Annotated in this window: 23 protein-coding genes; 6 read left to right on the top strand and 17 right to left on the bottom strand. The window is 70.2% G+C overall.

Translation table 11 applies throughout. The features are described 5' to 3' along the window. Window positions 1-9: 9 nt before the first annotated feature. Window positions 10-2,148 carry an alpha-galactosidase gene (locus AB0N80_RS04630; protein ID WP_363577823.1) on the bottom strand — a complete coding sequence of 713 codons (2,139 nt, stop codon included), beginning with the start codon at window positions 2,146-2,148 and terminating at the stop codon, window positions 10-12. 53 nt (window positions 2,149-2,201) lie between these two features. On the opposite strand from AB0N80_RS04630, the gene AB0N80_RS04625 reads away from it, so the two are divergent. Then, complete coding sequence (locus tag AB0N80_RS04625; RefSeq protein ID WP_363577821.1) at window positions 2,202-3,320, top strand: ROK family transcriptional regulator; 1,119 nt, start codon at window positions 2,202-2,204, stop codon at window positions 3,318-3,320. A gap of 39 nt (window positions 3,321-3,359) precedes the next feature. On the opposite strand, the gene treZ is transcribed toward AB0N80_RS04625, so the two are convergent. The 7 genes from treZ to AB0N80_RS04590 form a co-directional block, all read right to left on the bottom strand. Beyond that, window positions 3,360-5,111: a malto-oligosyltrehalose trehalohydrolase gene (gene treZ / locus AB0N80_RS04620; protein WP_363577819.1), complete on the bottom strand. Its 1,752-nt coding sequence runs from the start codon at window positions 5,109-5,111 to the stop codon at window positions 3,360-3,362. Window positions 5,112-5,195: 84 nt separating this feature from the next. Next, entirely contained in the window at window positions 5,196-7,601 is a 2,406-nt protein-coding gene (gene treY / locus AB0N80_RS04615) for a malto-oligosyltrehalose synthase (protein ID WP_363577817.1), read from the bottom strand. Between the two features lie 5 nt (window positions 7,602-7,606). Continuing rightward, window positions 7,607-9,829 carry a glycogen debranching protein GlgX gene (gene glgX / locus AB0N80_RS04610; protein ID WP_363577815.1) on the bottom strand — a complete coding sequence of 741 codons (2,223 nt, stop codon included), beginning with the start codon at window positions 9,827-9,829 and terminating at the stop codon, window positions 7,607-7,609. A gap of 97 nt (window positions 9,830-9,926) precedes the next feature. Continuing rightward, complete coding sequence (locus AB0N80_RS04605; protein ID WP_363577813.1) at window positions 9,927-10,409, bottom strand: glutaminase; 483 nt, start codon at window positions 10,407-10,409, stop codon at window positions 9,927-9,929. After that, entirely contained in the window at window positions 10,406-11,257 is an 852-nt protein-coding gene (locus AB0N80_RS04600) for a transposase (protein WP_363577811.1), read from the bottom strand. Before AB0N80_RS04600 ends, AB0N80_RS04605 begins: the two co-directional genes overlap by 4 nt. A gap of 43 nt (window positions 11,258-11,300) precedes the next feature. Further along, a complete protein-coding gene (locus AB0N80_RS04595; protein WP_315993704.1) occupies window positions 11,301-11,978 on the bottom strand; it encodes a GTP pyrophosphokinase family protein in 678 nt (225 codons plus the stop codon). A gap of 43 nt (window positions 11,979-12,021) precedes the next feature. Further along, window positions 12,022-12,174: a hypothetical protein gene (locus AB0N80_RS04590; protein ID WP_315993705.1), complete on the bottom strand. Its 153-nt coding sequence runs from the start codon at window positions 12,172-12,174 to the stop codon at window positions 12,022-12,024. A 115-nt stretch (window positions 12,175-12,289) separates the two neighbouring features. Between AB0N80_RS04590 and AB0N80_RS04585 the strand changes: the two genes are divergently transcribed. Then, window positions 12,290-12,616, top strand: coding sequence for a hypothetical protein (locus AB0N80_RS04585; RefSeq protein ID WP_315993706.1), 327 nt, complete (start codon window positions 12,290-12,292; stop codon window positions 12,614-12,616). Between the two features lie 3 nt (window positions 12,617-12,619). Here the strand turns inward: AB0N80_RS04585 and AB0N80_RS04580 are convergent, their stop codons facing one another. Further along, complete coding sequence (locus tag AB0N80_RS04580) at window positions 12,620-12,937, bottom strand: hypothetical protein (protein WP_055959437.1); 318 nt, start codon at window positions 12,935-12,937, stop codon at window positions 12,620-12,622. A 127-nt stretch (window positions 12,938-13,064) separates the two neighbouring features. Here AB0N80_RS04580 and AB0N80_RS04575 point away from each other — a divergent pair, with 127 nt between their 5' ends. Continuing rightward, window positions 13,065-13,376 carry a hypothetical protein gene (locus AB0N80_RS04575; RefSeq protein ID WP_363387277.1) on the top strand — a complete coding sequence of 104 codons (312 nt, stop codon included), beginning with the start codon at window positions 13,065-13,067 and terminating at the stop codon, window positions 13,374-13,376. Window positions 13,377-13,418: 42 nt separating this feature from the next. Here the strand turns inward: AB0N80_RS04575 and AB0N80_RS04570 are convergent, their stop codons facing one another. Continuing rightward, complete coding sequence (locus tag AB0N80_RS04570) at window positions 13,419-13,673, bottom strand: hypothetical protein (RefSeq protein ID WP_363577808.1); 255 nt, start codon at window positions 13,671-13,673, stop codon at window positions 13,419-13,421. Between the two features lie 93 nt (window positions 13,674-13,766). After that, window positions 13,767-14,294, bottom strand: coding sequence for a MarR family transcriptional regulator (locus AB0N80_RS04565; RefSeq protein ID WP_315993709.1), 528 nt, complete (start codon window positions 14,292-14,294; stop codon window positions 13,767-13,769). 148 nt (window positions 14,295-14,442) lie between these two features. Between AB0N80_RS04565 and AB0N80_RS04560 the strand changes: the two genes are divergently transcribed. Then, the gene (locus tag AB0N80_RS04560; RefSeq protein WP_363577806.1) at window positions 14,443-14,931 is read left to right on the top strand and encodes a MarR family transcriptional regulator; all 489 of its coding nucleotides are present in this window, start codon (window positions 14,443-14,445) and stop codon (window positions 14,929-14,931) included. Between the two features lie 31 nt (window positions 14,932-14,962). Here the strand turns inward: AB0N80_RS04560 and AB0N80_RS04555 are convergent, their stop codons facing one another. Further along, window positions 14,963-15,202 (bottom strand): DUF3072 domain-containing protein, encoded by a 240-nt coding sequence (locus AB0N80_RS04555; RefSeq protein ID WP_315993711.1) that lies wholly within the window; start codon window positions 15,200-15,202, stop codon window positions 14,963-14,965. A gap of 79 nt (window positions 15,203-15,281) precedes the next feature. Here AB0N80_RS04555 and AB0N80_RS04550 point away from each other — a divergent pair, with 79 nt between their 5' ends. Beyond that, a complete protein-coding gene (locus tag AB0N80_RS04550) occupies window positions 15,282-16,247 on the top strand; it encodes an alpha/beta fold hydrolase (RefSeq protein ID WP_363577804.1) in 966 nt (321 codons plus the stop codon). A 96-nt stretch (window positions 16,248-16,343) separates the two neighbouring features. Further along, window positions 16,344-17,447: an FUSC family protein gene (locus AB0N80_RS04545; protein ID WP_363387288.1), complete on the top strand. Its 1,104-nt coding sequence runs from the start codon at window positions 16,344-16,346 to the stop codon at window positions 17,445-17,447. Between the two features lie 15 nt (window positions 17,448-17,462). Here AB0N80_RS04545 and AB0N80_RS04540 read toward each other — a convergent pair whose 3' ends face one another. The 5 genes from AB0N80_RS04540 to AB0N80_RS04520 form a co-directional block, all read right to left on the bottom strand. Beyond that, window positions 17,463-18,707, bottom strand: coding sequence for an ADP-dependent glucokinase/phosphofructokinase (locus tag AB0N80_RS04540; protein WP_363577802.1), 1,245 nt, complete (start codon window positions 18,705-18,707; stop codon window positions 17,463-17,465). A gap of 19 nt (window positions 18,708-18,726) precedes the next feature. Next, entirely contained in the window at window positions 18,727-19,590 is an 864-nt protein-coding gene (locus tag AB0N80_RS04535) for a ketose-bisphosphate aldolase (protein ID WP_076673539.1), read from the bottom strand. A gap of 33 nt (window positions 19,591-19,623) precedes the next feature. Continuing rightward, window positions 19,624-20,523 carry a carbohydrate ABC transporter permease gene (locus AB0N80_RS04530; protein WP_363387296.1) on the bottom strand — a complete coding sequence of 300 codons (900 nt, stop codon included), beginning with the start codon at window positions 20,521-20,523 and terminating at the stop codon, window positions 19,624-19,626. 1 nt (window position 20,524) lies between these two features. Beyond that, window positions 20,525-21,454 (bottom strand): sugar ABC transporter permease, encoded by a 930-nt coding sequence (locus AB0N80_RS04525; RefSeq protein WP_315993716.1) that lies wholly within the window; start codon window positions 21,452-21,454, stop codon window positions 20,525-20,527. Between the two features lie 73 nt (window positions 21,455-21,527). Next, the gene (locus tag AB0N80_RS04520; protein WP_363577800.1) at window positions 21,528-22,820 is read right to left on the bottom strand and encodes a sugar ABC transporter substrate-binding protein; all 1,293 of its coding nucleotides are present in this window, start codon (window positions 22,818-22,820) and stop codon (window positions 21,528-21,530) included. Between the last annotated feature and the right edge of the window lie 221 nt (window positions 22,821-23,041).

The following is a 23,041-nucleotide window of genomic DNA, read 5'->3' as shown; positions in this document are numbered from 1 at the left end:
GCGACCCGATCACGCGGAGAGCTCGACGACCACCGCCTGCTGGGGGTTCTGGACGGGAGGCCGCAGGCCCGCGACGGCCAGCTGCCGCCCGGTGAGCACGGTGTCGTGGTGCGCCCAGGGCAGCGGAGACTGCGCCGGCTCCTGCACGAGCCCACCCGGAGTGACGAGCCGCACCCGGTACGGGCGGTCGGGGTCGAGCCCGGGCAGACGCACGCGGCCCGCCGGGGAGGCGATGAGCGTCTCGGTCTGCACGATCGTGAAGAAGGCGTGGTCGCGCTCGGGAGACACCACGCCTCGGACGTCGAGCCCGGGGTCGGTCGTGTCGACGTTCACCAGGCGCCCGGTCGCCACGAGCGGCCGCACCCGACGGGCGAGCGCCACCCACTCGGCCACGAGCGCCCGGTCGTCGCCGGAGAGGGCCGTGAGATCCCATTCGATGCCGAAATGGCCGAACAGGGCCACGGCGCCACTGAACGCGAGCGACACGGTGCGCCCCGTCGAATGCACGTGCGGGGTGGTCAGGTGCATGCCCATCATCTCGGGCGGAACGACGAGCGCGGTGTGACGCTGCGTCTCGAGCCGCTCGACCGGATCGAGGCAGTCGCTCGTCCAGATGCGGTCGGTGCGGTCCAGGATGCCGAGATCCACCCGCGCTCCCCCCGAGGCGCAGCTCTCGATCTCGAGTCCGGGGAACGCGGCCTTGAGCTCGTCGATGAGGCGGTACACGGCGAGCGTGTGGGCGTGCACGGCCGAGCCTCCGCCGGGCCCGGTCGCGGCATCCACGAGGTCGCGGTTGTGATCCCACTTCACGTACGCGATCGGGTAGGCCCGCAGGACCGCCGTCATGCGCTCGAGCAGGTAGGCGTAGGCGTCGGGGCGGGCGAGGTTCAGCACCTGCTGCTGGCGGGCGGAGGGCGGCAGCTCGTCGCGCCCGCGCAGGATCCATTCGGGGTGCGCGCGGGCGACGTCGCTGTCGGGGTTGACCATCTCGGGTTCGAACCACAGACCGAATTCCATGCCCCGGTCGATCACGTGATCGGCCAGCGGGCTCAGACCGTCGGGCCACACGCCTTCGTCGACGAACCAGTCGCCCAGGCCCGCGGTGTCGTCGCGGCGGTGGCGGAACCACCCGTCGTCGAGCACGTAGCGCTCCACGCCGATCTCGGCGGCGACGTCGGCGAGCTCGAGCAGCTTCGGCAGACGATGGTCGAAGTACACCGCCTCCCAGGTGTTCAGGGTGATCGGGCGCGGGCGTCGCGGGTGCTGCGGACGCGCGCGCCACGTGGCGTGGAAGCGCGACGCGAGCTGATCGAGCCCCTCGCCCCACGAGCCGTACACGATCGGCGACGACACCTCGGCGCCGGGGGCGACGACGATCTCGCCCCACGCGAGCAGTTCGCCTCCCGCGAGCAGCGCCTCGCCGAGCGGCAGCCGCTCGGCGAACACGCGCTGATCGCCGCTCCACCCCACGTGGATGCCGTGCACGAGCCCGCTCTCGAACCCGAAGCCCGGCCGTCCGACGGCCAGGAGCAGCGTGGCGTCCGCACCCGGTCGGCCCCGACGACTCTCGCGCAGGTGCGTGCCGAAGGTGAAGGCGTGACGCTGCGCCGAGCGCTCGCGCAGATGACGCCCGGTCGTGTCGAGGATCTCGGTCGCCTCCCACGGCACCGGGAAGGTCGGCTGCAGCGCCTGCACGACGAGGTCGTCGGCGCCGTCGTTGACCAGCGTGAGCCGCTGCGTGAACATTCCCGCGGCGTCCACCCGCAGCTCCGCGCGAAGGTGCAGGGAGCGCTGCGCGTCGACGAGATGCAGCGTCACGGCGTCGACGGTCGGATCGACGGATGCCAGGGAGAAGACCGTTCCCTGCACCACGCCGCCGCGCCCTCCCACGAACCCGGGGGCGCCGGGCCACCCGGCCGCCGCGGTCGGCACGATCGCGAGGCGGGGCGTCTGGTCGATGCCGCCCGAGACGCGCTGCGGCTGCGCGGCGACGACCAGCGACGACAGGGCCTCCGCGCCGAGCTCGCCGAGGTCGGCGCCCCAGTGGATGATCGCGGGCGCCGGGTGCGCGGTGAGGTCGACGACGACGCTCGTCCCGCCGTTGCGGAGATGAACGGCGGTCTCGGCGGCGGTGACGGGATGCGACATGGCATTATTTTTATCACGGAAGTTATTCGCGCTCGATCGACGAGGAGGCCGCCATGCTCACCGACAGCGAAGCCGCCGTCGCGCGCGAGGTGCTCATCCACGGGCCGCTCTCTCGCAGCGCTCTCGCGACGCGCCTGCACCTGTCACCGGCGAGCCTGACCCGTCTCACGCGTCCGCTGCTCGACGCGGGGCTGCTCGTCGAGCGCGACGACGACGGCGGCGGTCCGGGATCGGTCGGCCGCCCATCGCGTCCTCTCGACCTCTCCCCCACCGCCGGGACCTTCGTGGGAGTGAAGCTGACCGGTGAGCGTCTGTACCTGGTCACCACCGACATGCGCGCCCAGGTGATCGCCGCGCACGAGAGCGCCCTCGCCGACACCTCCCCCGACGCGGTCGCCACGACGATCGCGGGCCTCGTGGAGGCCGTGAGCGGGGTACGCGGCGTCGGCGTCGCACTCGGGGGGCACGTGCAGGGCGGTGTCGCCCTGGACGCCCCGTTCCTCGAGTGGCGGAACGTGCCGTTCGCCGAGATGCTCGCCGAGCGGCTCGGAATCCCGGTCGCGCTCGAGAACGACGTGGTGGCCCTCACCGACGCCGAGCGCTGGTTCGGCGTCGGACGGGGCATCCCCGGATTCGCCGTCGTGACGATCGGCGCCGGTGTCGGTCTCGGCCTCGTCGTGGAGGGGCGCACCGTCCGCTCCCCCGACGCGGCCCACGGCACGGTCGGACACCTCCCCCTCCTCGCCGACGGCCCCACCTGCCCGCAGGGACATCGCGGCTGCGCCGACGCCCTGCTGACCACCGGCGCGCTGACCGCGCGGGTGTCGCGGGACCTCGGACGCACGGTGGGCGCGGACGACGTGTTCTCGCTCGCCCGCGACGGGGAACCGACGGCCCGGGCCGCGATCGACGACGCCGGCGAGGCCCTCGGCATCCTGTGCGCTCTGGCCGCGAACCTGTCGCTGCAGGCCGACATCGTGCTCGCCGGCGAGGCGACCGCGATCGTCGACCTCGCGCGGGACCGCGTCGACGAGGCCCTCGCGCGCGTCCGTCCCAGCGGCTCGACACCGGTGCGGGTGCACGTCGACCGTGCCGGCTTCTCGGCGTGGGCACGGGGAGCTGCAGCCGTGGCGATCCAGGCCGAGATGGGGCGCATCCCGCAGACACGCTGACGGCCCCGTCCGGCGCGGGACGGGGCCGTCAGCGAGACGTCAGAGCACCGGCCCCACGATCGCACTCGCCCCCGCCGGCACGATCAGCGCAGTGCCGTCGAGCACCACGCCCTCCGCGGTGGCGAGCAGCACGCGCGCACCGGAGGCGACGGATGCCGAGGCTTCGGCATCCGAGAGGTTGACCACGACCACGAGGTCACGGCGACGCAGCTCGTACACGCGTCCACCCTCGGCCTCGCGGGCCGCCGCCGACAACCCGTCGCGAGACGGGTCGGTCAGCTCGGGGCGCTCGCGCCGGAGCTTCGCCAGCTCCCGGTAGAGACCGAGCAGCTGCGCATGGTCGCCCTCGCCGACCTCGTCCCAGTCGAGCTTCGAGTTCTCGAAGGTCGACGGGTCCTGCGGGTCGGGGACGGTGGACTCGTCCCAGCCCATCTTCGCGAACTCGGCGATGCGCCCCTCGGCGGTGGCCTTCCCGAGCTCGGGCTCAGGGTGCGAGGTGAAGAACTGCCAGGGCGTGGTGGCGCCCCACTCCTCGCCCATGAAGAGCATCGGCGTCCCGGGAGCGGTGAGCGTCAGCACGGCTGCCGCGGCGAGATGGTCGTAGTCGAGGGACTGCGAGAGGCGATCGCCCGCCGCGCGGTTGCCGATCTGGTCGTGGTCCTGGGCGAAGGTCACCAGGCGCCAGTTCGGCACGTCCTCCGGGATCGGTTTGCCGTGCTTCTCCTCGCGGAACGACGAGTACGTGCCGTCGTGGAAGAAGCCGCCCTCGCTCACCTTGCGGAACGCATCCCGATCGGCGAAGTCCTCGTAGTAGCCGATCGTCTCGCCGGTGAGGGCGACGTGCGCGGTGTGGTGCCAGTCGTCCGACCACTGCGCGGTGAGCCCGTACCCGCCCGCCTCGCGAGGCAGGATGAGCTTCGGGTCGTTCATGTCGCTCTCGGCGATGGTCGTGAGCGGGATGCCGCGGTGCGCCGACAGGGCGTCGGTGCGCTCCGCGATCTCCTGCAGCACGTGCGGGTCGCGGTGGTCGAGCAGCGCGTGCACGGCATCCAGGCGAAGCCCGTCGACGTGGTAGTCGCTCATCCACATCAGGGCGTTCTCGACGATGTAGGCGCGCACGGCATCCTCGTCGAGGTTGACCGAGTCGCCCCACGTGTTGCGGCTGCCCTCGCGGAGGTACTCGCCGAACTCCGGCAGGTAGTTGCCCGAGGGTCCGAGGTGGTTGTAGACGACGTCCTGGATGACGGCCAGGCCCGCGGCGTGCGCCGCGTCGACGAAGCGCTGGTAGGCCTCGGGTCCGCCGTACGCCTCGTGCACCGTGTACCAGAGCACGCCGTCGTAGCCCCAGTTCCACGTGCCGTTGAAGCCGTTCACCGGCAGCAGCTCCACGTGGGTGACGCCGAGGTCGACGAGGTGGTCGAGGCGCCCGATCGCGGCATCCAGGGTCCCCTCGGGCGTGAAGGTGCCGAGGTGCAGCTCGTAGATCAGCCCGCCCGCGAGCTGCTTGCCCGTCCAGGCACTGTCGTTCCACGCGTACACCGAGGGGTCGAACCACGCCGACGCCTCGTGCACGCCGCCGGGCTGGCGGCGCGACCGCGGATCGGGACGCAGGTCGTCGCCGTCGCCGAGGACGAAGCCGTAGCGCTCACCGTCGGCGAGGTCGATCGGCGCGGTCCACCAGCCGTCCGATGCCGACGTCATCTCGATGTCCTCCACGACGGTGTCGCCGCTGTCGTCCAGCCGGCGCAGCCGCACCCGCGTGCTCTTGGGTGCCCAAACGTCGATGCTCATGAGATGTCCTTACGCGTGAGGTGCCAGAAATTGTCGCTGCGGGAGCGCGTGAGGCGACGAATCTCGGCGCCTCACGCGTTCAGGTCAGAAGATCAGCAGGGCGACCGGGAGGAACGCCAGCAGGTCGGCGAGGGGGGTCGGGCCACCGGCGAACGAGCGACCGGTCAGCACGTCGACGACCGGCACGTCCGGCAGCAGCACGACCGTTTCGCGCCACCCTCCCGCGGCCTGCAGCCCGTGGGGCAGGCGCGTCGCGACGGTGAAGACGCCGCCGCGATCGAACGCCACGACGTGATCGGATGCCACCCCGGCAGCCTCCAGCGGACGGTAGATCTCCAGCGGGTGCTCCCGACGCAGCCGCAGCGCGCGCGAGGTGACGAGCAGCTTCGCCGCCCCCGTGGCATCCACGACCGGAGGGCGGGCCCCCGGGGCGTCGATCTCGGCGAGCATCCGACGCCGCTCGGCGAAGTCGACAGCACGACGGTTATCGGGGTCGACGAGCGACTGCTCCCACAGCTCCGAGCCCTGGTAGACGTCGGGGACGCCGGGGCCCATGATCTGCAGCAGCTTCGCCGAAAGACCGTTCGACCAGCCTGCGGGCGAGATCTCGTCGACGAAGGCGCGGACGCGCTCGGCGGCGGGACCGGTGGCCGCGTCGACGACCGCGTGCATGCGCTCCTCGAAAGCCTCGTCCTGCTCCCACCATCCGGTGACCTCGCTCGCCTCGCGTGCCGCCTTCTCGGCGTAGGCGTGCAGGCGTTCGCGGTAGATCTTCAGCCCCTCAGGAGTGGATGCCGAGGCCGGCCAGGCACCGATGATGGCCTGCCACAGCAGCGCGTCGAAGGGGCCGTGCCCGGTGGAGGCGATACCCCGGAAATCCGCCAGCACCTCGGCCCAGCGCTCCGGGATCTCCGCGAGCACCGCGATGCGGGCGCGCGTGTCCTCGCCGCGCTTGGTGTCGTGCGTCGACAGGGTCGTCATGGCGGTGGGCCATGACGCGTGCCGCAGCGCCTGCGCGGTGTGGAAGCCCGCGACGCCGAGCGAGAACTCGCCGGGGTCGCCGCCCACCTCGGTCAGCGAGCCCAGCCGCGTGTAGCGGTAGAACGCCGTGTCCTCGACGCCCTTGGCCATGACGGGCCCGGTCGTCTGCTGGAACCGCCACGCGACCTCGAGGCTCGTGTCGGCGAGCACCGGGACGAGCTTCTCGATCACGTCGCCGAGCTCCGGCCGGCGCACCTCGGCCTCGCCCGCGGCGGCGTCGAGGTGCGCACGACCGGCGGGGAGGTAGGAGCGGTAGACGGGGAAGCACGCGAGGATCTCGGCGAGGGCGTCCTGGAGGACGTCGGCCTCGAACTCCTCGCGGAGGGCCGTCGGGAGGCCGCGCACGAGCCGGCGGATCTCCGAGACCTGTATCGAATCGGCGATCTTGCGCTTGGTGTCGTGGATCAGGTCGTGCCAGCCGGTGAGCGGCGCGAGGTCGCTGTCGGCGCGCAGGCGCGCATCGAGGCCGTCGAGCGCCGCCTCGCCCGCGGGGTCGGTGAGCACGCGGTCGATCTCGGCGAGGGCGTCGTAGCCGGTCGTGCCGGCGGTCTTCCACCAGGAGGGAAGCGCCTCGCCGTGCTCGAGGATCTTCTCGCCCAGCACGTAGCCGACCTCGCCGTCACCGGCCTCCTCGAGCGCGACCGCGAGCCGGTCGAGGTAGCCGCCCGGGTCGACGAGACCGTCGGGGTGGTCGACCCGCAGGCCGTCGGCGAGCCCCTCGCGCACCCAGCGGAGGATCTCGACGTGCGTGGCGTCGAACACCTCGGGCACCTCGACGCGCACACCCGCGAGGGTCGTGACGGCGAAGAAGCGCCGATAGTTGAGGTCGTCCGCCTCGTCCTGCCAGAACCGCAGCTCGAAGTTCTGGGCGTCGAGGAGGGCTTCGATCGCGTCGCGCGAGCCCGAGGCCGCGGCATCCGTCCCCGTTCCCGGCGCTACCGGGAAAGCGTGGTCGTAGTAGCGGATCAGACCGTCGGGTGCATCGTCGGCGGGCGCCGGGTCGTACGAGATCTCGTCGACCACCGCGTCCAGGTGATCGCCGAGCACCGGCACGCGCACCTTGCCGCCGCCGAAGTCCCAGTCGATGTCGAACGCGTCCGCGTGCGTCGACGCGCGGCCCTGGCGCAGCACGTCCCACCACCACGCGTTGCTGCGCGGCTCCGAGACGCCCATGTGATTGGGCACGATGTCGATCAGGATGCCGAGCTCGTCGGCGCGCGCAGAACGCACGAAGCGGTCGAGACCCTCCGCACCCCCGCGCGCGGGGTCGACGCGCGAGACGTCGACGACGTCGTAGCCGTGGTCGGAGCCGGGGGTGGCTTCGAGGATCGGCGACAGGTACGCCCACGAGACCCCGAGGTCACGGAGGTATCCCGTGACCTCGGCGGCGTCGTCGAGGGTGAACGATTCGCGGATCTGCAGGCGGTAGGTCGAGAGCGGAGTCCGCATGTCGCTCACAGCTCCGGCTTGGGCGCCTGGCCGGGCAGGTCGTCGGTGCCGACCACCGGGATCTGCGCCGTGAGGGAGGCGGCGACCGAGTGGTCGACCTCGGGCTCGGGCAGGTGGTGCTCGCGCAGCACGATCAGCGACTTCGGCTCGAGCGGCAGCGTCTCACCGGGCTCGAGCGGCTCGGTGTTCGCCCGCTCCCCCGCGGTGTCGACGTACGCGTCCCACTTCGGGGCGTAGTCGAAGTCGGGGAGCTGGAAGTCGACCTTGTCGTCGCCGGCGTTGAACAGCACGAGGAAGTGGTCGTCGCTGATCGACTCGCCGCGGCGGTCGCGCTCGCGGATGCCCTGGCCGTTGAGGAAGACGCCCACGGCGAGACCGAAGCCGTTGTCCCAGTCCTCCGGCTGCATGAGCGAGCCGTCGGGGCGCAGCCAGACCACGTCGGGAACCGGCGCACCCTCCTCCATCTTCACGGGGCGGCCGTCGAAGAACCGGCTGCGGCGGAAGGTGGGGTGCTGCTTGCGCAGGCGGGCGAGGGCAGCCGTGAACTCGATGAGCGGGGCGTCGATGTTCGACCAGTCCACCCACGTGATCTCGTTGTCCTGGGCGTAGCCGTTGTTGTTGCCGCCCTGCGTGCGGCCGAGCTCATCGCCGTGCAGCAGCATCGGCACGCCCTGGCTGAGCAGAAGCGTCGCGATGAAGTTGCGCTGCTGCTGCGCCCGACGCTTCAGCACCTCGGGGTCGTCGGTGGGACCCTCGACGCCCATGTTGCTGGAGCGGTTGTGCGATTCGCCGTCGTTGTTGTCCTCGCCGTTGGCGTCGTTGTGCTTGTCGTTGTACGACACGAGGTCGCGCAGCGTGAAGCCGTCGTGAGCGGTGACGAAGTTGATGGATGCCACCGGGAAACGGCCCGAGTGCTCGTAGAGGTCGGCCGAACCGGTCAGGCGCGAGGCGAACTCGCCCAGGGCCTGCGGCTCGCCGCGCCAGAAGTCGCGCACCGTGTCGCGGTACTTGCCGTTCCACTCGGTCCACTGGGGCGGGAAGTTGCCGACCTGGTAGCCCCCGGGGCCGACGTCCCACGGCTCGGCGATGAGCTTGACCTGCGAGACGATCGGATCCTGCTGCACGAGCTCGAAGAACGCCGCGAGGCGGTCGACCTCGTAGAACTCGCGCGCGAGGGTGGAGGCGAGGTCGAAGCGGAAGCCGTCGACGTGCATCTCGAGCACCCAGTAGCGCAGCGAGTCCATGATCAGCTGCAGCGTGTGGGGGTTGCCCACATTCATGCTGTTGCCGGTGCCGGTGTAGTCGGTGTAGTAGCGCTTGTCGTCGTCTTCGAGGCGGTAGTAGGCCTCGTTGTCGATGCCGCGCATCGACAGCGTCGGGCCCATGTGGTTGCCCTCGGCCGTGTGGTTGTAGACCACGTCGAGGATGACCTCGATGCCGGCCGCGTGCAGCGCCTTGACCATGGCCTTGAACTCCTGCACCTGCTGACCGTGGTCGCCGGTGGAGGAGTAGGTGTTCTGGGGGGCGAGGAACGCGATGGTGTTGTAGCCCCAGTAGTTCGACAGCCCCTTCTCCTCGAGCGTGGAGTCGTTGACGAACTGGTGCACCGGCATGAGCTCGATCGCCGTCACGCCGAGCTTCCTGAGATGGTCGATGACGGCCGGGTGCGCGATGCCGGCGTAGGTGCCGCGCAGCTCCTCGGGGACGTCGGGGTGCAGCTGGGTGAGGCCCTTCACGTGCGCCTCGTAGATGAAGCTCTCGGCGTAGGGGATCTTCGGCTGGCGGTCGCCCGACCAGTCGAAGAACGGGTTCACGACCACGCCCTTCATCATGTGCGGGGCGGAGTCCTCGTCGTTGAACGAGTCGGGGTCGCCGAACTCGTAGCTGAAGACCGCCTGGCCCCAGTCGACCTGTCCCTCGACGGCCTTCGCGTACGGGTCGAGCAGGAGCTTCGCGGGGTTGAAGCGCTTGCCGTTCGCCGGGTCGTACTCGCCGTGGACGCGATAGCCGTACCGCTGCCCGGGGAGGATGTTGGGGAGGTAGGCGTGCCAGACGAACGCGTCGACGTCGATCAGCTCGAAGCACGTCTCCGTTCCGTCCTCATCGAAGAGGCAGAGCTCTACCTTCTCTGCCCCCTCACTGAACAGGGCGAAATTCGTCCCGTTACCGTCGTAAGTGGCCCCGAGGGGATAACTGGATCCTGGCCATACCTGCTGCACGTCGCTCACGATAGACCAGCGTCGTTTCCGCGAACGGGCGGGGTCACGGCTGTTGACACCCGGGGCGCCCCCGACTATGCGCGCGGGTCTTTGTGCACGGGGGATCTCACGCGCGCTCGGGCGGATGCCGCAGCAGCTCGACGCGCTCGTCGAGGTACCTCGCCAGCGGCATCCAGCCGCCCGCGACGCTCCACCGCACGAGCGTCTCTCCCTCTCGCACCGCGAGCGGCCGCGAGGCCGCCTCGAGCCGGGACGGATCCACCGGATGCCACCCGATGTGCACCGTCTCGCCCTCGGGAACACCGCCGCGAGCGGCGGCGGCGGCGAGCTCGGCGCGGCGCCGTTGCGACTCCGCCGCGAAACCACGACGCACCTCGGCGCGGGCTCGGACGATGTCGCCGGTCGCGAGCACCTCGTCATCGGTCATGAGCAGCACCCCGAGGTGCCACGCCGTTCCACGCGGCACGATGCGGGGAGCACGCCGGATGCCGAGCAGCCGCCGCCCCTCCTGCAGCTCGCCGATCCGCTCGCGCGGGGCGTCGACGAGACGGGCCCGGGCGGCATCGAACAGGGTCGCGGCGTCGGTCATGCGTCCGCTCCCGCGTCTCGCGCGGCCTCCGCGCGTTCGCGTGCGCGCGCCGCGTCGCGGGCGGCCACCGCGGCGTGGCGCTGCGTCTTCTCGTGTTCGGCCACCGTCCCCTCGGCCTCCGTCGCTTCGGCCTCGGCACGGCGCAGGTCGGCGCGGAGCCCGTCGACCCGCTCGCGCAGTCGATCTGCACGCTCACGGGCCGTGGCGAGACGCTTGTCGGCCGCGGCCTTCTCGCGTTCGGCGTCCGCCTGCGCGCGCTCCGCTTCGCGCACCGCGCGCTCCGCGGCCTTGCGCGCGCGACGCGCCGCCAGGTCGTCGGGCGGAGCGGGGGCAGGGGCCGCGGCGGGGACCGAGCCCGCCACAGCGGCGCCCAGGGCGGAGGCGTCGAGATCGGCCAGGTCGATCGCGGCGACGAGTCTGCCGGTGAGCACCACCGCCGCCACGGTCGCATCGACCACCGCGGCGTTGACGGTCTTCTCGACCGCATCCGTGACGGCCGCACTGAGCGGGGTGCCCGCCTCGGCCGCCAGGTCGGCCGCGCGGCGCGCCAGGGCGGCGACGAGCTGGCGGCGCTGGCGCCCCAGACGCGCCAGCTCCGCGGCGTCCAGGTCGTCCTGGGCCTCGTGCAGGGCGCGCGACAGCTCCACGGCCTCCCCCAGCTGCCCGTCGACGACGAGGAGGTTCACGGCCCACGCCGCCACCGTCGGCTTCCGCAGCTTCGCGATACCGCGCCCGAGGGCACCGCCCGCGGCGGCAGCGCGTTCGTTCCGGGCGGCGGTGAACCGTGCGGGAGGCAGGGCGAGCAGCTCGGCGGCGGCTTCGTCCAGGCGGGCGGCGTCGTCGCTCATCCCCTCATTGTCGTCGCCCTCGGCCGCGTCGACCACCTGCGGATCAGAGCGAGACGACGCCCGGGCGCGGACCGCGGATCTCACGGTGCAGACGTTCCATCCGGGTGTCGAGCTCGGCGGCCGTGTCGGCGGCGTTCTTCAACTCGGCCAGCAGGTCCGCCGGCACGAGCCGGTCGTACTTGTAGTAGATCTTGTGCTCGAGGCTCGCCCAGAAGTCCATCGCGATGGTGCGGAACTGCACCTCGACCGGGACGTCGACCCGCCCCGTCGAGAGATACACCGGCACCTCGACGATGACGTGCAGGCTCTTGTACCCGTTCGCCTTCGGCTCGGCGATGTAGTCCTTGACGTCGCGGACGGTGATGTCGTCCTGCCGGGTGAGCAGATCGGAGAGCCGGTAGGCGTCGTCGATGAAGCTGCAGGTGACCCGGATGCCGGCGATGTCGGTGATGGCGGAGCGGATGGAGTCGAAGTCGGCGTCGATGCCCTTCCGCCGCACCTTGTCGACCAGGCTGTCCGGCGACTTGACCCGGCTCGAGACGTGCTCGATGGGGTTGTAGGCGTGCATCTCCTGGAACTCCTCGCGCAGGATCGAGATCTTGGTCTCGACCTCCGCGAGCCCGAAACGGTACTCCATGAGGAAACGCTGGAACTCGTCGCGAAGAGCCCGCAACGCCGCCCCGGAAACGGTGATCTGCTGATCGTCCAGCGGGTCCGACATGCCTCCGACGGTAGCCGCGGCGGCTACGAGGTCGCTGGGAGCATCATGCGGGCGGAGCTGCGCGCGGCGGCTCCGTCGCGCGCGGAACCAATTCACCGTCCACGACGTCGATGCCGATCAGTCCGCGGAAGACCTCTGGCAGGTCGTCGGGGTCGCCCGCCGGTTCGGGATGCCGAGGGGTGGGGGGATGTGTCACGGCGCCTCCTTCCGTGCAGTGCCTCCACTGTGATAGGCCCTCGGGACGCGAGTGGTGGTCTTGACACCCGTCGATGGCGGGCGTATCCGCGCGGCCCCTGGCGTATCGTGAGGGCATGGGGACCATCCACTACGGCGGAAGCGGCACCACGGTGCACATCGAGGACCGCGCTCTGGCCCACCTGAAAGTCGTGATCTCGACGAAGCTCCGCCGCGGCGAGAGCTTCACGCTCTCGTGGCGGCACCGCGACGACGAGGAGCGCGGTCGCAGCACGCTGTGGCTGCACCCGGCGATCCCCCTGCGGTTCGTCTTCGACGATGCCGAACCCACGACCCTCAGCAGGGAATGGATCGAGCGGCTCGCCGACTCGGCGAACTCCTCGGGCGGCATCATGCTCGTCCCCGAGGACGTCGCTCCCGCGCAGGACGCCGAGAAGCGCTAGAGGTCAGCCCTCTTCGACGTGGGCGTCCTCGCTCGGCTCCGGCGTGATGGCCAGGCCGTTGGGGCCGGATGCCGCGAGCATGAGGTCTTCGACCCACACGCGGTTGATGCGCGGCTGACGGCTGCCGTAGAAGTGGAACTGGATCGGCACCGACGGGTGCATCCAGAAGCTGCGGCGACCGCTGCCGTCGCCGACCTCGACATCGAACATGAACGACTCGGAGCGGCGCAGCTTGTTCATCACCACGATGCGAAGGTGCGCCAGCGTGCGGTCATCGATGTCGACGGCGTTCGCGACGGTGTCGTAGATGAATCGGCCCATGCGGAAAATCCTAGTCGAGGAACGCAGCTTCGTCCGGGAACCGCGATCCGGCCGGTCGGGTGCCACGCGCACCGCCCGTGGGGCAACCCCCGGGAGCCGTCGGTCTCTCGGCGAGTAGCGTTCGGGTGTGGGAACGCTGTACTACGGCGACGTTGCGACGCCGATCGAGATCGAGGACCGCGCCCTCGCGCACGTCAAGGTGGTCATCGCGACCAAGCTGCGTCGTGGCGAGAGCTTCACCCTGTCGTGGACGCACGGCCCCGGGCAGGAGGTGGGGCGCAGCACCGTCTGGCTGCACCCGTCGATTCCGCTGCGGTTCGTGTTCGACGAGCCCGAGCCCGCCCTCCTCAGTCGCGCCTGGATCGAGGCCCTCGCGACGTCCGCGAACTCCTCCGGCGGTCTGCTGCTCGTCCCGGAACCGGATCGACCCGGAGCCTGAGCCGGACGCGGCGCTCGTGTACGCCCTCGCCTGCTGTCCCGCTCAGGCCGGCGGCTGGCCCAGGATCTCGCGAGCTCCCTCTTCGACGGCGGTCGGCACGACCAGCGGCCGGCCAGCGGAGAACGCCTCCCATTCGCGGAGGACGATCGCCTCGATGCGGGCGGGATCTTCGCCGGGATAGTCTTCGCGCAGACGCGAGAGGACGCCGCGGAACGAGGCGACCTGCACGCCGTCGACCGACGGCAGGGCATCGGACGCACGAGCGGTCTCGGTCACATCCACCGCCTTGTCATCCATGACTTCATGGTTTCACGGCTCCGCCGGGGCGCCTAATGCTGCGGAGGAAGGAAGGTCGGCTACCTTCTTAGCGCCCGTGCGACCGGCATCCGCTCACTGCGCGGCGTCCACCGTCACGGGGTGGGGGTCGACCTGATCGACCGCATCCTGCAGACGACCGAGACACGCGACGACGGCCGAGCTCTCCTCGGGCGTCATGTCGACGACGGCCGCCATCATGCGGGAGTGCATCGACCCGAGGGTGGCGCGCACCTCCTCGTCGCTCGCCGCGGTGGCCACGATGAAGATGCTGCGACGGTCGGTGGGGTGCGGCACGCGCGTGACATGGCCGGTCTTCTCGAGACGGTCGACGATCGCGGTGGTCGACGCCGTGGAGACGCCGAGGTAGCGCGTGAGCTCGCTGGGCGAGACCTGGCGGTCCTGCCCGGCCGCCTTGAGCAGGTATCGCAGAACGAGGAGCTCGTTCTCGCCCATCGACATCGATTCGCGCGTGCGACGCCGCATCGCGACCTCGGCCGCACGGTACACGCGGAAGGCCTGCAGGACGTCGACGGCGCGGCGGCGGCGATCTTCTTCGCTCGCGCCGTACCAGTAACGCGACGACTCGGACCCGTTTTCCACCAGGGCAGCTTACGTCAGGGGAGCTCGTCCAGCCCCCTGCCGATGCGCGTGGTGCACAGGTACGATGGTAAGTAGATCAGCTATCTACTCGACACACGCGTAGATCGACATCGGAGACACTAGCGCAGCGAGACTGAGGGGAGGCGAAATGAGTGGCACGGCGAGCACGGACGACGTGGTGAAAGCCCTCAACGACCTCACCGACTCGGGCATCGCCTCCGAGCGTGCGGCTCTGTCCACATTGGGGATCGGCCCGAACGACGCGAAGGTGCTGCGCTTCCTGCTGCAGCGGCTGCCCGACGACGAGCCGGTCACGCCGCGGATGCTCGCCGCCATGCTGGGGATCTCCTCGGCGGCGACCACGGCGCTCATCGACCGCCTGGCCGAAGCCGGGTGGGTCGAGCGCGAGCCCTACCCCGGCGACCGACGGTCCATCGTCGTGCGCGAGACGATCGCCGATTCCTCCCCCGCCCGCCGCATCCTGTCGGTACGGCGCGCGTCGGCCACCGCGGCCGCGGCGAAGCTCGGGCCCGCGGAGCGCCGCATCGTCGCCGACTTCCTCGACGACATCTCGCGGGGCGAGCGAGCGGACACGGACGCCATGGCCGCGGACGACGAAGCGTCCCGCACGGCCTGATCGGCACGTACGGGACGCTCGGCGACGCCGGTCACTCGGTGGCGCGACCGGTCTCGTTCTGCAGGCGGTCGATCTGCTCCGAGGCCTCGGCCTTCGTGAGGTCGGCCGGGATCTCCTCGCCCGCCTCGCGAGCGAGGGTGTCGAGGTAGCTGCGCTGGGGAGCGGTCATCGGCTCATCACCGGTGACCCAGTCGGACGGGTCCTTCTCGGCGGGGTTCTCACCCTCGCGGACGGCACCCAGGGTCTCTTCTTCGCGGGAGGTATCGCTCATTCCGGCAGGCTAGGCGGCGGAGTCCGGCACACCCCCCGGGATTGACAGGTCGCCCCACCGGGTGCGGCATCCTTGAAGGATGGCCTCCGACCACCGTTCGATCGACGTGCAGGTCGAGTCGTACCGTTCCTCCCGTGCCCGCACGCGCATCACACGCCTGTCGACCGGCGCGACCGAGGGGCGCTCCTTCGTGCTGATCGCGGGCATCGGGGTGGCGTCGACCTACTTCGAATTCCTCGCGCCGTTACTGGCCGAGAGGGGCGAGGTCTACGCCCTCGACCTCCCCGGGTTCGCCGGAGTGCCGGCATCCGGTGCACAGCCCACCGCCTCCTTCTTCGCCGACCAGGTGGAGGGCGTGCTCGACCACTACGGCCTGACCGACCCCGTGCTCATCGGGCATTCGATGGGGACCCAGGTCGTGACGGAGGTGCTCTCGCGCCGGCCCGAGCTGTCGCACGCGGTGCTCGTGAGCCCGGTCGTCGACGAGGAGGAGTCGGGAGCCGTGGTGCAGGCGGTGCGCTTCGTGCAGTCGACCGCCCGCGAATCCCTGCACGTCGCACTGCTCGCAGTCTCGGCGTACCTGCTGTGCGGCCTGGTCTACTTCCTCGAGACGCTCCCTTACATGCTGCGGTACCGCATCTCCGACCGCATCGGGGCGGGTCACGCGAAGCTGCTGCTGCTGCGCGGCGAGTTCGACCGCCCCTCGCCACGGCGACTGCACTCGCGCCTGGTCACGCGCGCCCGCGATGCGCGACGGTGGGAGATCGAGGGGGCGGCGCACTGCGTCGTCAACAGCCACGCGGTGGGGGTCGCCCGGCTCGTGCTGCGCCACATCGACGACGACCTCCCCCGGAAGGGGCGGATGCCGGCGGCAGAGGCCGCGGTCCCGCCGGCGCGGCACGCCGAGGTGCGCATGGTGCTCGGGGCCGTGGGCAGCCGGCTCGCGGAGTGGTTCAGCGCGGCGCGCGACGACGACGACGGGGTGGAGAAGGCGAAGGCCCGGCACGCGCACGTGCTGTGGAACGCGTACCGTCCCGGGCGCTGACGTACCTCGACTGCTCCGGCGCGGCAACCCCCGCGACGACCGTGCGCCCGACGTTCAGCATGGGAACGTGCCGACTCGCCCCCGCACTCCGCGCCCATGACCGTTCCCCCCGCCCTCGATCCCCGTCGCTGGTGGGCCGACGCCGTCTCCGCCGATCGGCTGCTGCTGGCGGCCAAGACCGCTGTGGCCGCCGCCCTCGCCTGGTACCTCGCGCCGTTCGTTCCCTTCGCCCAGAGCGAGTACTCGTACTACGCCCCGCTCGGCGTGCTCGTGAGCATGTACCCCACGGTCGCGCGCTCGGCGTCCAGCGGCGTCCAGGCGCTGGTGGGACTCGCCCTCGGTATCGGGTTGGGACTCGGATCGCTCGCGGTGGTGGGAACGGGCCTCCCCCGCATCGTCGCGGTCGCGGTCGTGATCCTGATCGGCGTGCTGCTGGCCGGGGTGCGTGCCCTCGGCGTCGGCCGCGACTGGGTGGCGATCGCGGCGCTGTTCGTGCTGCTCCTGGGCGGCGCGGACCCCGACGGCTATTCGTCGTCGTACCTCATGACGATGGCCTTCGGCGTGCTGGTGGGCGTGGTGGTGAACCTCGTCGTCGTGCCTCCGCTGCGCGTCGGGCGGGCCGACGATCGTCTGACGCGGCTGCGCGATGCGCTGGGCGCCGCCCTGGACCGCATGGGGGACGCTTTGGCCGGTCACGCCTTCGACCCCGAGGCCGCGGAGGCCGCGACGGAGGGGCTCATGGCGACGCTGGCCGACGTGCGCGAGGAGGTGGATCTGGCCGACGAGAGCCGTCGGTACAACCCCCGCGGGCGCCGCCTCCACGCGCCTCGCGACCTCGGCCGGCGACGTCTCGACGCGCTGACCGGCACCGCGGACGCGACCCGCGAGCTCGTCGCCGCCCTCACCCGGCTCACGGCGGGACCCGACGCCGACACGCGGCTTCCCGACGATGCGCGCCGCACCCTCGCCGCGGCCGTTCGCGCGGTGTCGCGCCTGGTGACCACACCGCCCGAGCCGGAGGGCACCGCCGTGCAGCTCCACGAGGCCGACACCGCGCTCACCGCCTACACGCAGCGCCTTCGACGGCTGGATGCCGATGACGAGCCTCTCGACGGGTGGGAGGCCGCCGTGGCGCTGCGCCGGGTCATCGCGGCGTGTGGGCCGTTCTCCGACCCGGATGCCGACACCGGGGCGCGGTGAGCCGAGCGATTGCGATCAGCGCGCGATCATCGCCGCCGCGTCGAGGGCCCGTCCGAGGGCCGCGGCGGTCGCGATCCGCGCCGCCGCCGGAACGGCCGCGAGGAACCCTCCGACGAAGGTGTCGCCGAGACCGATGGTGGTGGGGTGCGGGGTGTCGACCACGAACGCGGCGACCCCGGCGGCGGACAGAACCCGCTCCGCCTCCGCGACGACCGCCGCTCCCCCGGCGTGACGGGGCAGACGCGCCGTCTCGTCGAGGTCGGCGGCGGTGCAGGCATCGCCGAGGCGGTAGCGCGTCGCCGCCGTGCGCACCGCGCTCTCGAGCCCGGGCCGGTGGGCCGCGGCGCGGGGCCCCACCGCGATCGCCCAGTACTTCGTGTGCACGACGAGCGCGCGGGCCGGGATGAGGGCGTGGGCCTCGGCGAGCGCCGCGACGACGTCGTCGGGGGAGAGGAGGTCGACGGGCCGGGCGAGGTACTCCTGGAGCTCGTCCTCGTTCATCCCGTAGACGTCGATGCGGTCGAGCAGGCGCGCGCGAACGACCGCCGACAGCTCGCGCTGATAGAACCCCGCGTCCTCGTAGTACACGAGGGCGTCCGCGGGAAGACGCCGCATCGCCGCGACGAGGTCGTCGAGCCGGCGCGCCAGCAGGTCGGCATCCTGCATCGTGTTGAAGCCCGAGACGAGGAACGCGGCGGCGTCGGCGAGGGCATCTGCGAGCTCGGCGGCGATCGCCATCTCGCGGTTCGGGGCGTCATTGGCGAAGATGAGGCGGTTCGACGAGGGAGCGGTCACCTCCGCGTCGACCAGGCGCACGGTGGTCCCCTCGGGGTACTGCACGATGAGGTGCGGATCGAGCGTGTCGCGCGTGGCCGAGGACACCACCCGCATCGACCGCGGGAGCAGCCTGCGCACGTTGTCGTCGATGCTCACGAGGTGCTGCACGGTCGGGACGCCGATGCGGTCGAGGGCGATCCCCGCCCGTACTCCGGTCCCGCCGAGGGTGATCTCGACGTCGAAGTGCGCCGCGAATCGCTCCACGATGTCGGAGGAGAGGACGAAGCGCTCGCCTCCCCCGCCCGTGGCGAGGAAGGCGAGCACCGTCACGACGAGCGCCCGCTCGTCGATGATCGGCGTCGTGGTGGTCAGCTCGTCGGAACGGATGCCGTACCCCTCCGCGAGTGCGGACAGGACGGCGGCATCCCACCGGATCTCGTAGTCGACGGTTCCGCCGAGCCCGAGCACGAGGTCTTCTGCCATGGCGCCGATCATCCTCCGATCAGTACAGGTCGGCCTTGCCGGCGGCGCCGAACAGGTCGATCTTCTCGGCCGCCGTCACCTTCATCGCCGCGATCGGCTCGGGCTGGATGGCGTTGGGCTCGCGCAGACGACGGTCAGTGCCGAGCACCTCGCGCATGCGGTCGTGGTACGCGACCTTGATGTCGCTGGAGATGTTGATCTTGTTGATGCCGAGCGACACGGCGCGGGCGAGTTCGGCATCCGGGTTGCTGGAGCCGCCGTGCAGCACGAGCGGGATGCCGACGGCCGCCTTGATCTGCTCGAGCAGGTCGTGGCGCAGCTCGGGGTTCTTGTCGGAGGGGTAGAGCCCGTGCGAGGTGCCGATGGCGATCGCGAGGCTGTCGACGCCCGTCTGCTCGACGAAGCGCACGGCGTCATCGACGTTGGTGTAGATGATCTCGGCCGCACCCGACTCGCCGTAGCTGTCGTTCGCCCCGATCGTGCCGAGCTCGCCCTCGACCTGCACGCCGACCGCGTGCGCGGCCTCGACGACCTTGCGGGTCAGGGCGACGTTCTGCTCGAAGGGCTCGAGCGAGGCGTCGATCATGACCGAGGTGAACCCGGCCTGGATCGCGGTGATGATCTGCTCGTAGGTTCCGCCGTGGTCCCAGTGGATGGCCACGGGCACGCTCGACCGGTGGGCGCGGGCGTGCATGGCGGGGATGAGGTCGGTCGTGATGTGCGACACCTCGTCGGGGTGGATGGCGATGATGACCGGAGCGTTCTTCTCCTCGCTGATGTCCATGATCCCGGTGAACATCGCCCAGTCGCTGATGTTGAAGGCCGGGATGGCGAAGCTGTGGGCGTTCGCCACGTCGAGGATGGACTTGCCGGTGTAGAGCACGGATTTCTCCTTGTTCGGGGTGGTTGGTCGGGATCAGCTCTTCACCGAGCCGGCCGTGAGGCCGCTGATGAAGAAGCGTTGGAAGAAGAGGAAGAGCACCAGCACCGGGATCGAGCCGAGGATGCTCATCGCCATGATCTGGTTCCACTCGTAGGAGTGCTGGCCCATGAGCAGCTGGATGCCGATCGGCACCGTGCGCATGTCGATCGTCCGCGTGAGGGTCAGGGCGAAGAGGAACTCGTTCCACGCGATCATGAACGTGTAGATGCCGACCGACACGATCCCGGGGATCGAGATCGGCACGAGCACGCGCCACAGGGCCGTGAAGGAGCCGGCGCCGTCGACGCGGACGGCCTCGTCGAGTTCCTTCGGCAGGGTGTTGAAATACCCGGTCATCATGATGATCGCGTAGGGCAGCGTGAACACCATGTAGGTGAAGATCAGCCCGGGGTAGGTGTTGTACAGCCCCAGCCCGACCATGAGACCGAAGTACGGGATCAGCAGTGTGATGGGCGGCACCGCCTGCACGCTGACGATGATGACGTTGACGATGCGCTTGCCGCGGAACTCGAAGCGGCTGAAGGCGTAGGCGGCCTGGATGGCCACGAGGAGCGTCAGGATCGTGACCGCTCCCGCCACGACGTAGCTGTTGATGAAGAACCGCACGGTCTCGGGGTTGGTGAAGATCGACACGTAGGCGTCGAACGAGAAGGTGTCGGTGATCAGACGCGGCGGCAGCTCGAAGATCTGCGTGTTCGATTTGAACGAGCTCGACAGCATCCACAGCACGGGACCGGCGGCGAAGACGGCGCCGAGGATCAGACCGACCATGACGGCGGTCTTGGCGAGGCGTCGTCGGGCGACGGTGCTCGACGGGCGCCGGCGTGCCGGCGCGGTCGACACGCGCGGGCGCGCGGGGGTGGTCAGGGCCATGTCAGTCCCTCGCCTTCTGGTGGCGGACGTAGAGCACCGCGATGATCATCGACATCGCCAGCACCAGCACCGCTGAGGTGGAGGCCATGGAGAAGTCGTACTTGGCGAATGCGAGCTTGTAGGTGAAGGTGCTGAGCATCTCGGTCACGTCGATCGGCCCGCCGCCCGTGGTCAGCCAGATGAGGGCGAACTGCTGCGAGGTCCAGATGAGATCGAGCAGGACGAGGCTGACGATGATCGGACGCAGCTGAGGGATGGTGACGTTCCAGAAGCGCTGCGCGGGGCTGGCGCCGTCGACGGTCGCCGCCTCGTAGAGGTCGCTCGGGATGCCCTGGAGCCCTGCGAGCAGGCTCACCATGAAGAACGGGTAGCCGGCCCAGATGTTGATGAAAGTCACCGTGCCCAGCGCGAGCTGCGGCGACGCGAGCCACTCGATGTTCGTGTTGAGCAGGAAGTTGACGATGCCGTTGGGGGCGAGCAGCATCCGCCACAGCACCGCGATGACGGCGACGGTGAACAGCCACGGCAGCACGTACAGGCCGCGGAAGATCGCCCGGGGGACGGCGCCGATGAGGCGGGAGTTCAGCATCATCGCGAACGACAGCCCGAGGACGAGGTGGGCGGCGACGCTGGTGAGCGTGAAGAAGAGGGTGTTGCCGGTGGCCTTCCAGAAACCGGGGTCGGTGAGGATCGCGACGTAGTTGTCGGCACCGACGACCTCGGGGCTCTTGTTCAGGATGACGTTGTCTTGGAACGAGTAGCCGATCACCATGACGATCGGGACGATCATCAGGACGAACAGCAGGATCAGCGTGGGCGAGAGGAAGACGTAGGCCTCGCCTGCCTTGCGGAGCTGCCGGGTGCGGCGCGAGACCGGTCGTCCGGTGACGATGACCTCGGTGTCGGGGGGAGTCAGGGTGCGCATGGTCATGGTGTGCGGCTTTCGATGGGCGGGATGCCGCACCACCCGCGAAGGCGGTGCGGCATCCCGGATCGGGGTCGGATCAGAACTCCGACGTCCATTCGTCCTGCGTCTTCTTCAGCGCGTCGCTCATCGACTGCTGACCGTCGAGCGCGGACTGGAACTGCTCGCCGAACTGGCGCATGAGTTCCTCGGCGACGGGGAGACCGGTGAACTCGTTCGCCGGGTAGCCCTCCTTGTAGATGTCGAACGCCGTCTTGAACAGCTCGTCGTCCTCCACGAACGTGGGCACGCTCTCGGTGTTGCCGGGGAAGGCCTTCGCCATGGTCGACAGCTCGCTGTTGACGTCCTTGCTCATCAGGAACTGCACGAGCTTGAAGGCGGCGTCCTTGTGCTCGGAGTTCTCGGCGACACCGATGCCCCACGAGGCGTAGGGGATGCCGCGTTCGCCCGAGAAACCGTCTTCGGCGGGGATGGCCGAGATCGAGAAGGTCAGGTCGGGGTTGGACTCGCGGATGAGGTTGATGTGCGCGAGCGAGTCGATCATCATCCCCACGCGACCGTTGGTGAACTCCTCCACCTTGTCCTGCTCCTTCATGGTGAAGGACCCCGGAGCGATGACGCCGTCATCCCACAGCTGCTGGATGTAGTCGGTCGCCGACGACACGTCGGAGTTGGTGAGGTCGGGCTGCCCGTCCTTCAACATGGAGCCTCCGGAGGCCCAGACCCACGACATGACGTCGTTCTGCACGCCGTTGGGGGCCTCGAGCGAGAGCGGGAGCACCCAGCCCGAGACGTCGCCGCCGAGGGCCTTGATCTTCTTCGCCGCGTCGGCGAACTCGGTGCGCGTCGACGGCGGGGCCGAGACGCCCGCCTGCGAGAGCAGACCGTCGTTGGTGAACATCGGGTAGACGAAGTTCACCACCGGGATCATGTAGGTGCTGCCGTCGACCTTGATCTGGCTGGCGAGCTGGCTGTCGTCGTAGCCGGAGTCGCTCATGAGCTGCGACAGGTCGGCGATGACGCCCTGCTTGGCGAAGTCGCTCACCCACGCACCGTCGAGACCGACGACGTCGGGCATGGTGCCGGAGGCCGCACCGGCGAAGAGCTGCTCCTTCGTCGAGGCGTAGGGGCCGCTCACCAGGTCGACCTTGATGCCGGGGTTCTCCTGCTCGAACTGGTCCATGAGACCGCGGAACTGGCCGTCGCCGAGCTCCGGCTCCCACCACTGCGCGAACTCGATCGTGACGTCTCCGTCGGCCGAGGTGGCCGAGGTGTTCGACGAGCACCCCGCCATGGCCAGGAGGGTCGTGGCCGCTGCCGCGACTCCGACGAGCTTGATGGCGTTCCGACGCCGGCGCCCGCTGTTGTCCATCGTTTCTCCTCGTTGAGATCTGCTGCATTTCGCGCTGTTCTGCGCGTTCTTGCGTCTTTCAGCACGAGTATGCGCCGGTCTGCCGGGCGGGTCAAGGGACTGATGCAGATTCGTGACAATTCCGGCAAACAAATGCGGGCAATCGGGGCACATTCACGCACGGAAGCGCACTTCCGTGCTGTTTTGCCGCGAATTCTGCCGCTGTTCGTGCGGTCCTGTGC

It is taken from the genome of Microbacterium sp. NPDC089188, assembly GCF_040685155.1.
GTDB classification, from domain to species: Bacteria; Actinomycetota; Actinomycetes; order Actinomycetales; family Microbacteriaceae; genus Microbacterium; species Microbacterium galbum.
The sequence above is the reverse complement of the archived record's forward strand: the minus strand, read 5'-3'. Positions and strand labels throughout refer to the sequence as shown.

Coding starts and splice junctions, on each gene's coding strand:
- AB0N80_RS04595 (WP_315993704.1), bottom strand. CDS start 11,978: ATGTCGGACCCGCTGGACGATCAGCAGATCACCGTTTCCGGGGCGGCG.
- AB0N80_RS04605 (WP_363577813.1), bottom strand. CDS start 10,409: ATGACCGACGCCGCGACCCTGTTCGATGCCGCCCGGGCCCGTCTCGTC.
- AB0N80_RS04550 (WP_363577804.1), top strand. CDS start 15,282: ATGGCCTCCGACCACCGTTCGATCGACGTGCAGGTCGAGTCGTACCGT.
- AB0N80_RS04600 (WP_363577811.1), bottom strand. CDS start 11,257: ATGAGCGACGACGCCGCCCGCCTGGACGAAGCCGCCGCCGAGCTGCTC.
- AB0N80_RS04580 (WP_055959437.1), bottom strand. CDS start 12,937: ATGGGCCGATTCATCTACGACACCGTCGCGAACGCCGTCGACATCGAT.
- AB0N80_RS04540 (WP_363577802.1), bottom strand. CDS start 18,707: ATGGCAGAAGACCTCGTGCTCGGGCTCGGCGGAACCGTCGACTACGAG.
- AB0N80_RS04530 (WP_363387296.1), bottom strand. CDS start 20,523: ATGGCCCTGACCACCCCCGCGCGCCCGCGCGTGTCGACCGCGCCGGCA.
- AB0N80_RS04555 (WP_315993711.1), bottom strand. CDS start 15,202: ATGAGCGATACCTCCCGCGAAGAAGAGACCCTGGGTGCCGTCCGCGAG.
- treZ (WP_363577819.1), bottom strand. CDS start 5,111: ATGAGCATCGACGTTTGGGCACCCAAGAGCACGCGGGTGCGGCTGCGC.
- AB0N80_RS04560 (WP_363577806.1), top strand. CDS start 14,443: ATGAGTGGCACGGCGAGCACGGACGACGTGGTGAAAGCCCTCAACGAC.
- AB0N80_RS04520 (WP_363577800.1), bottom strand. CDS start 22,820: ATGGACAACAGCGGGCGCCGGCGTCGGAACGCCATCAAGCTCGTCGGA.
- treY (WP_363577817.1), bottom strand. CDS start 7,601: ATGCGGACTCCGCTCTCGACCTACCGCCTGCAGATCCGCGAATCGTTC.
- AB0N80_RS04585 (WP_315993706.1), top strand. CDS start 12,290: ATGGGGACCATCCACTACGGCGGAAGCGGCACCACGGTGCACATCGAG.
- AB0N80_RS04545 (WP_363387288.1), top strand. CDS start 16,344: ATGACCGTTCCCCCCGCCCTCGATCCCCGTCGCTGGTGGGCCGACGCC.
- AB0N80_RS04630 (WP_363577823.1), bottom strand. CDS start 2,148: ATGTCGCATCCCGTCACCGCCGCCGAGACCGCCGTTCATCTCCGCAAC.
- AB0N80_RS04570 (WP_363577808.1), bottom strand. CDS start 13,673: ATGGATGACAAGGCGGTGGATGTGACCGAGACCGCTCGTGCGTCCGAT.
- AB0N80_RS04525 (WP_315993716.1), bottom strand. CDS start 21,454: ATGACCATGCGCACCCTGACTCCCCCCGACACCGAGGTCATCGTCACC.
- AB0N80_RS04625 (WP_363577821.1), top strand. CDS start 2,202: ATGCTCACCGACAGCGAAGCCGCCGTCGCGCGCGAGGTGCTCATCCAC.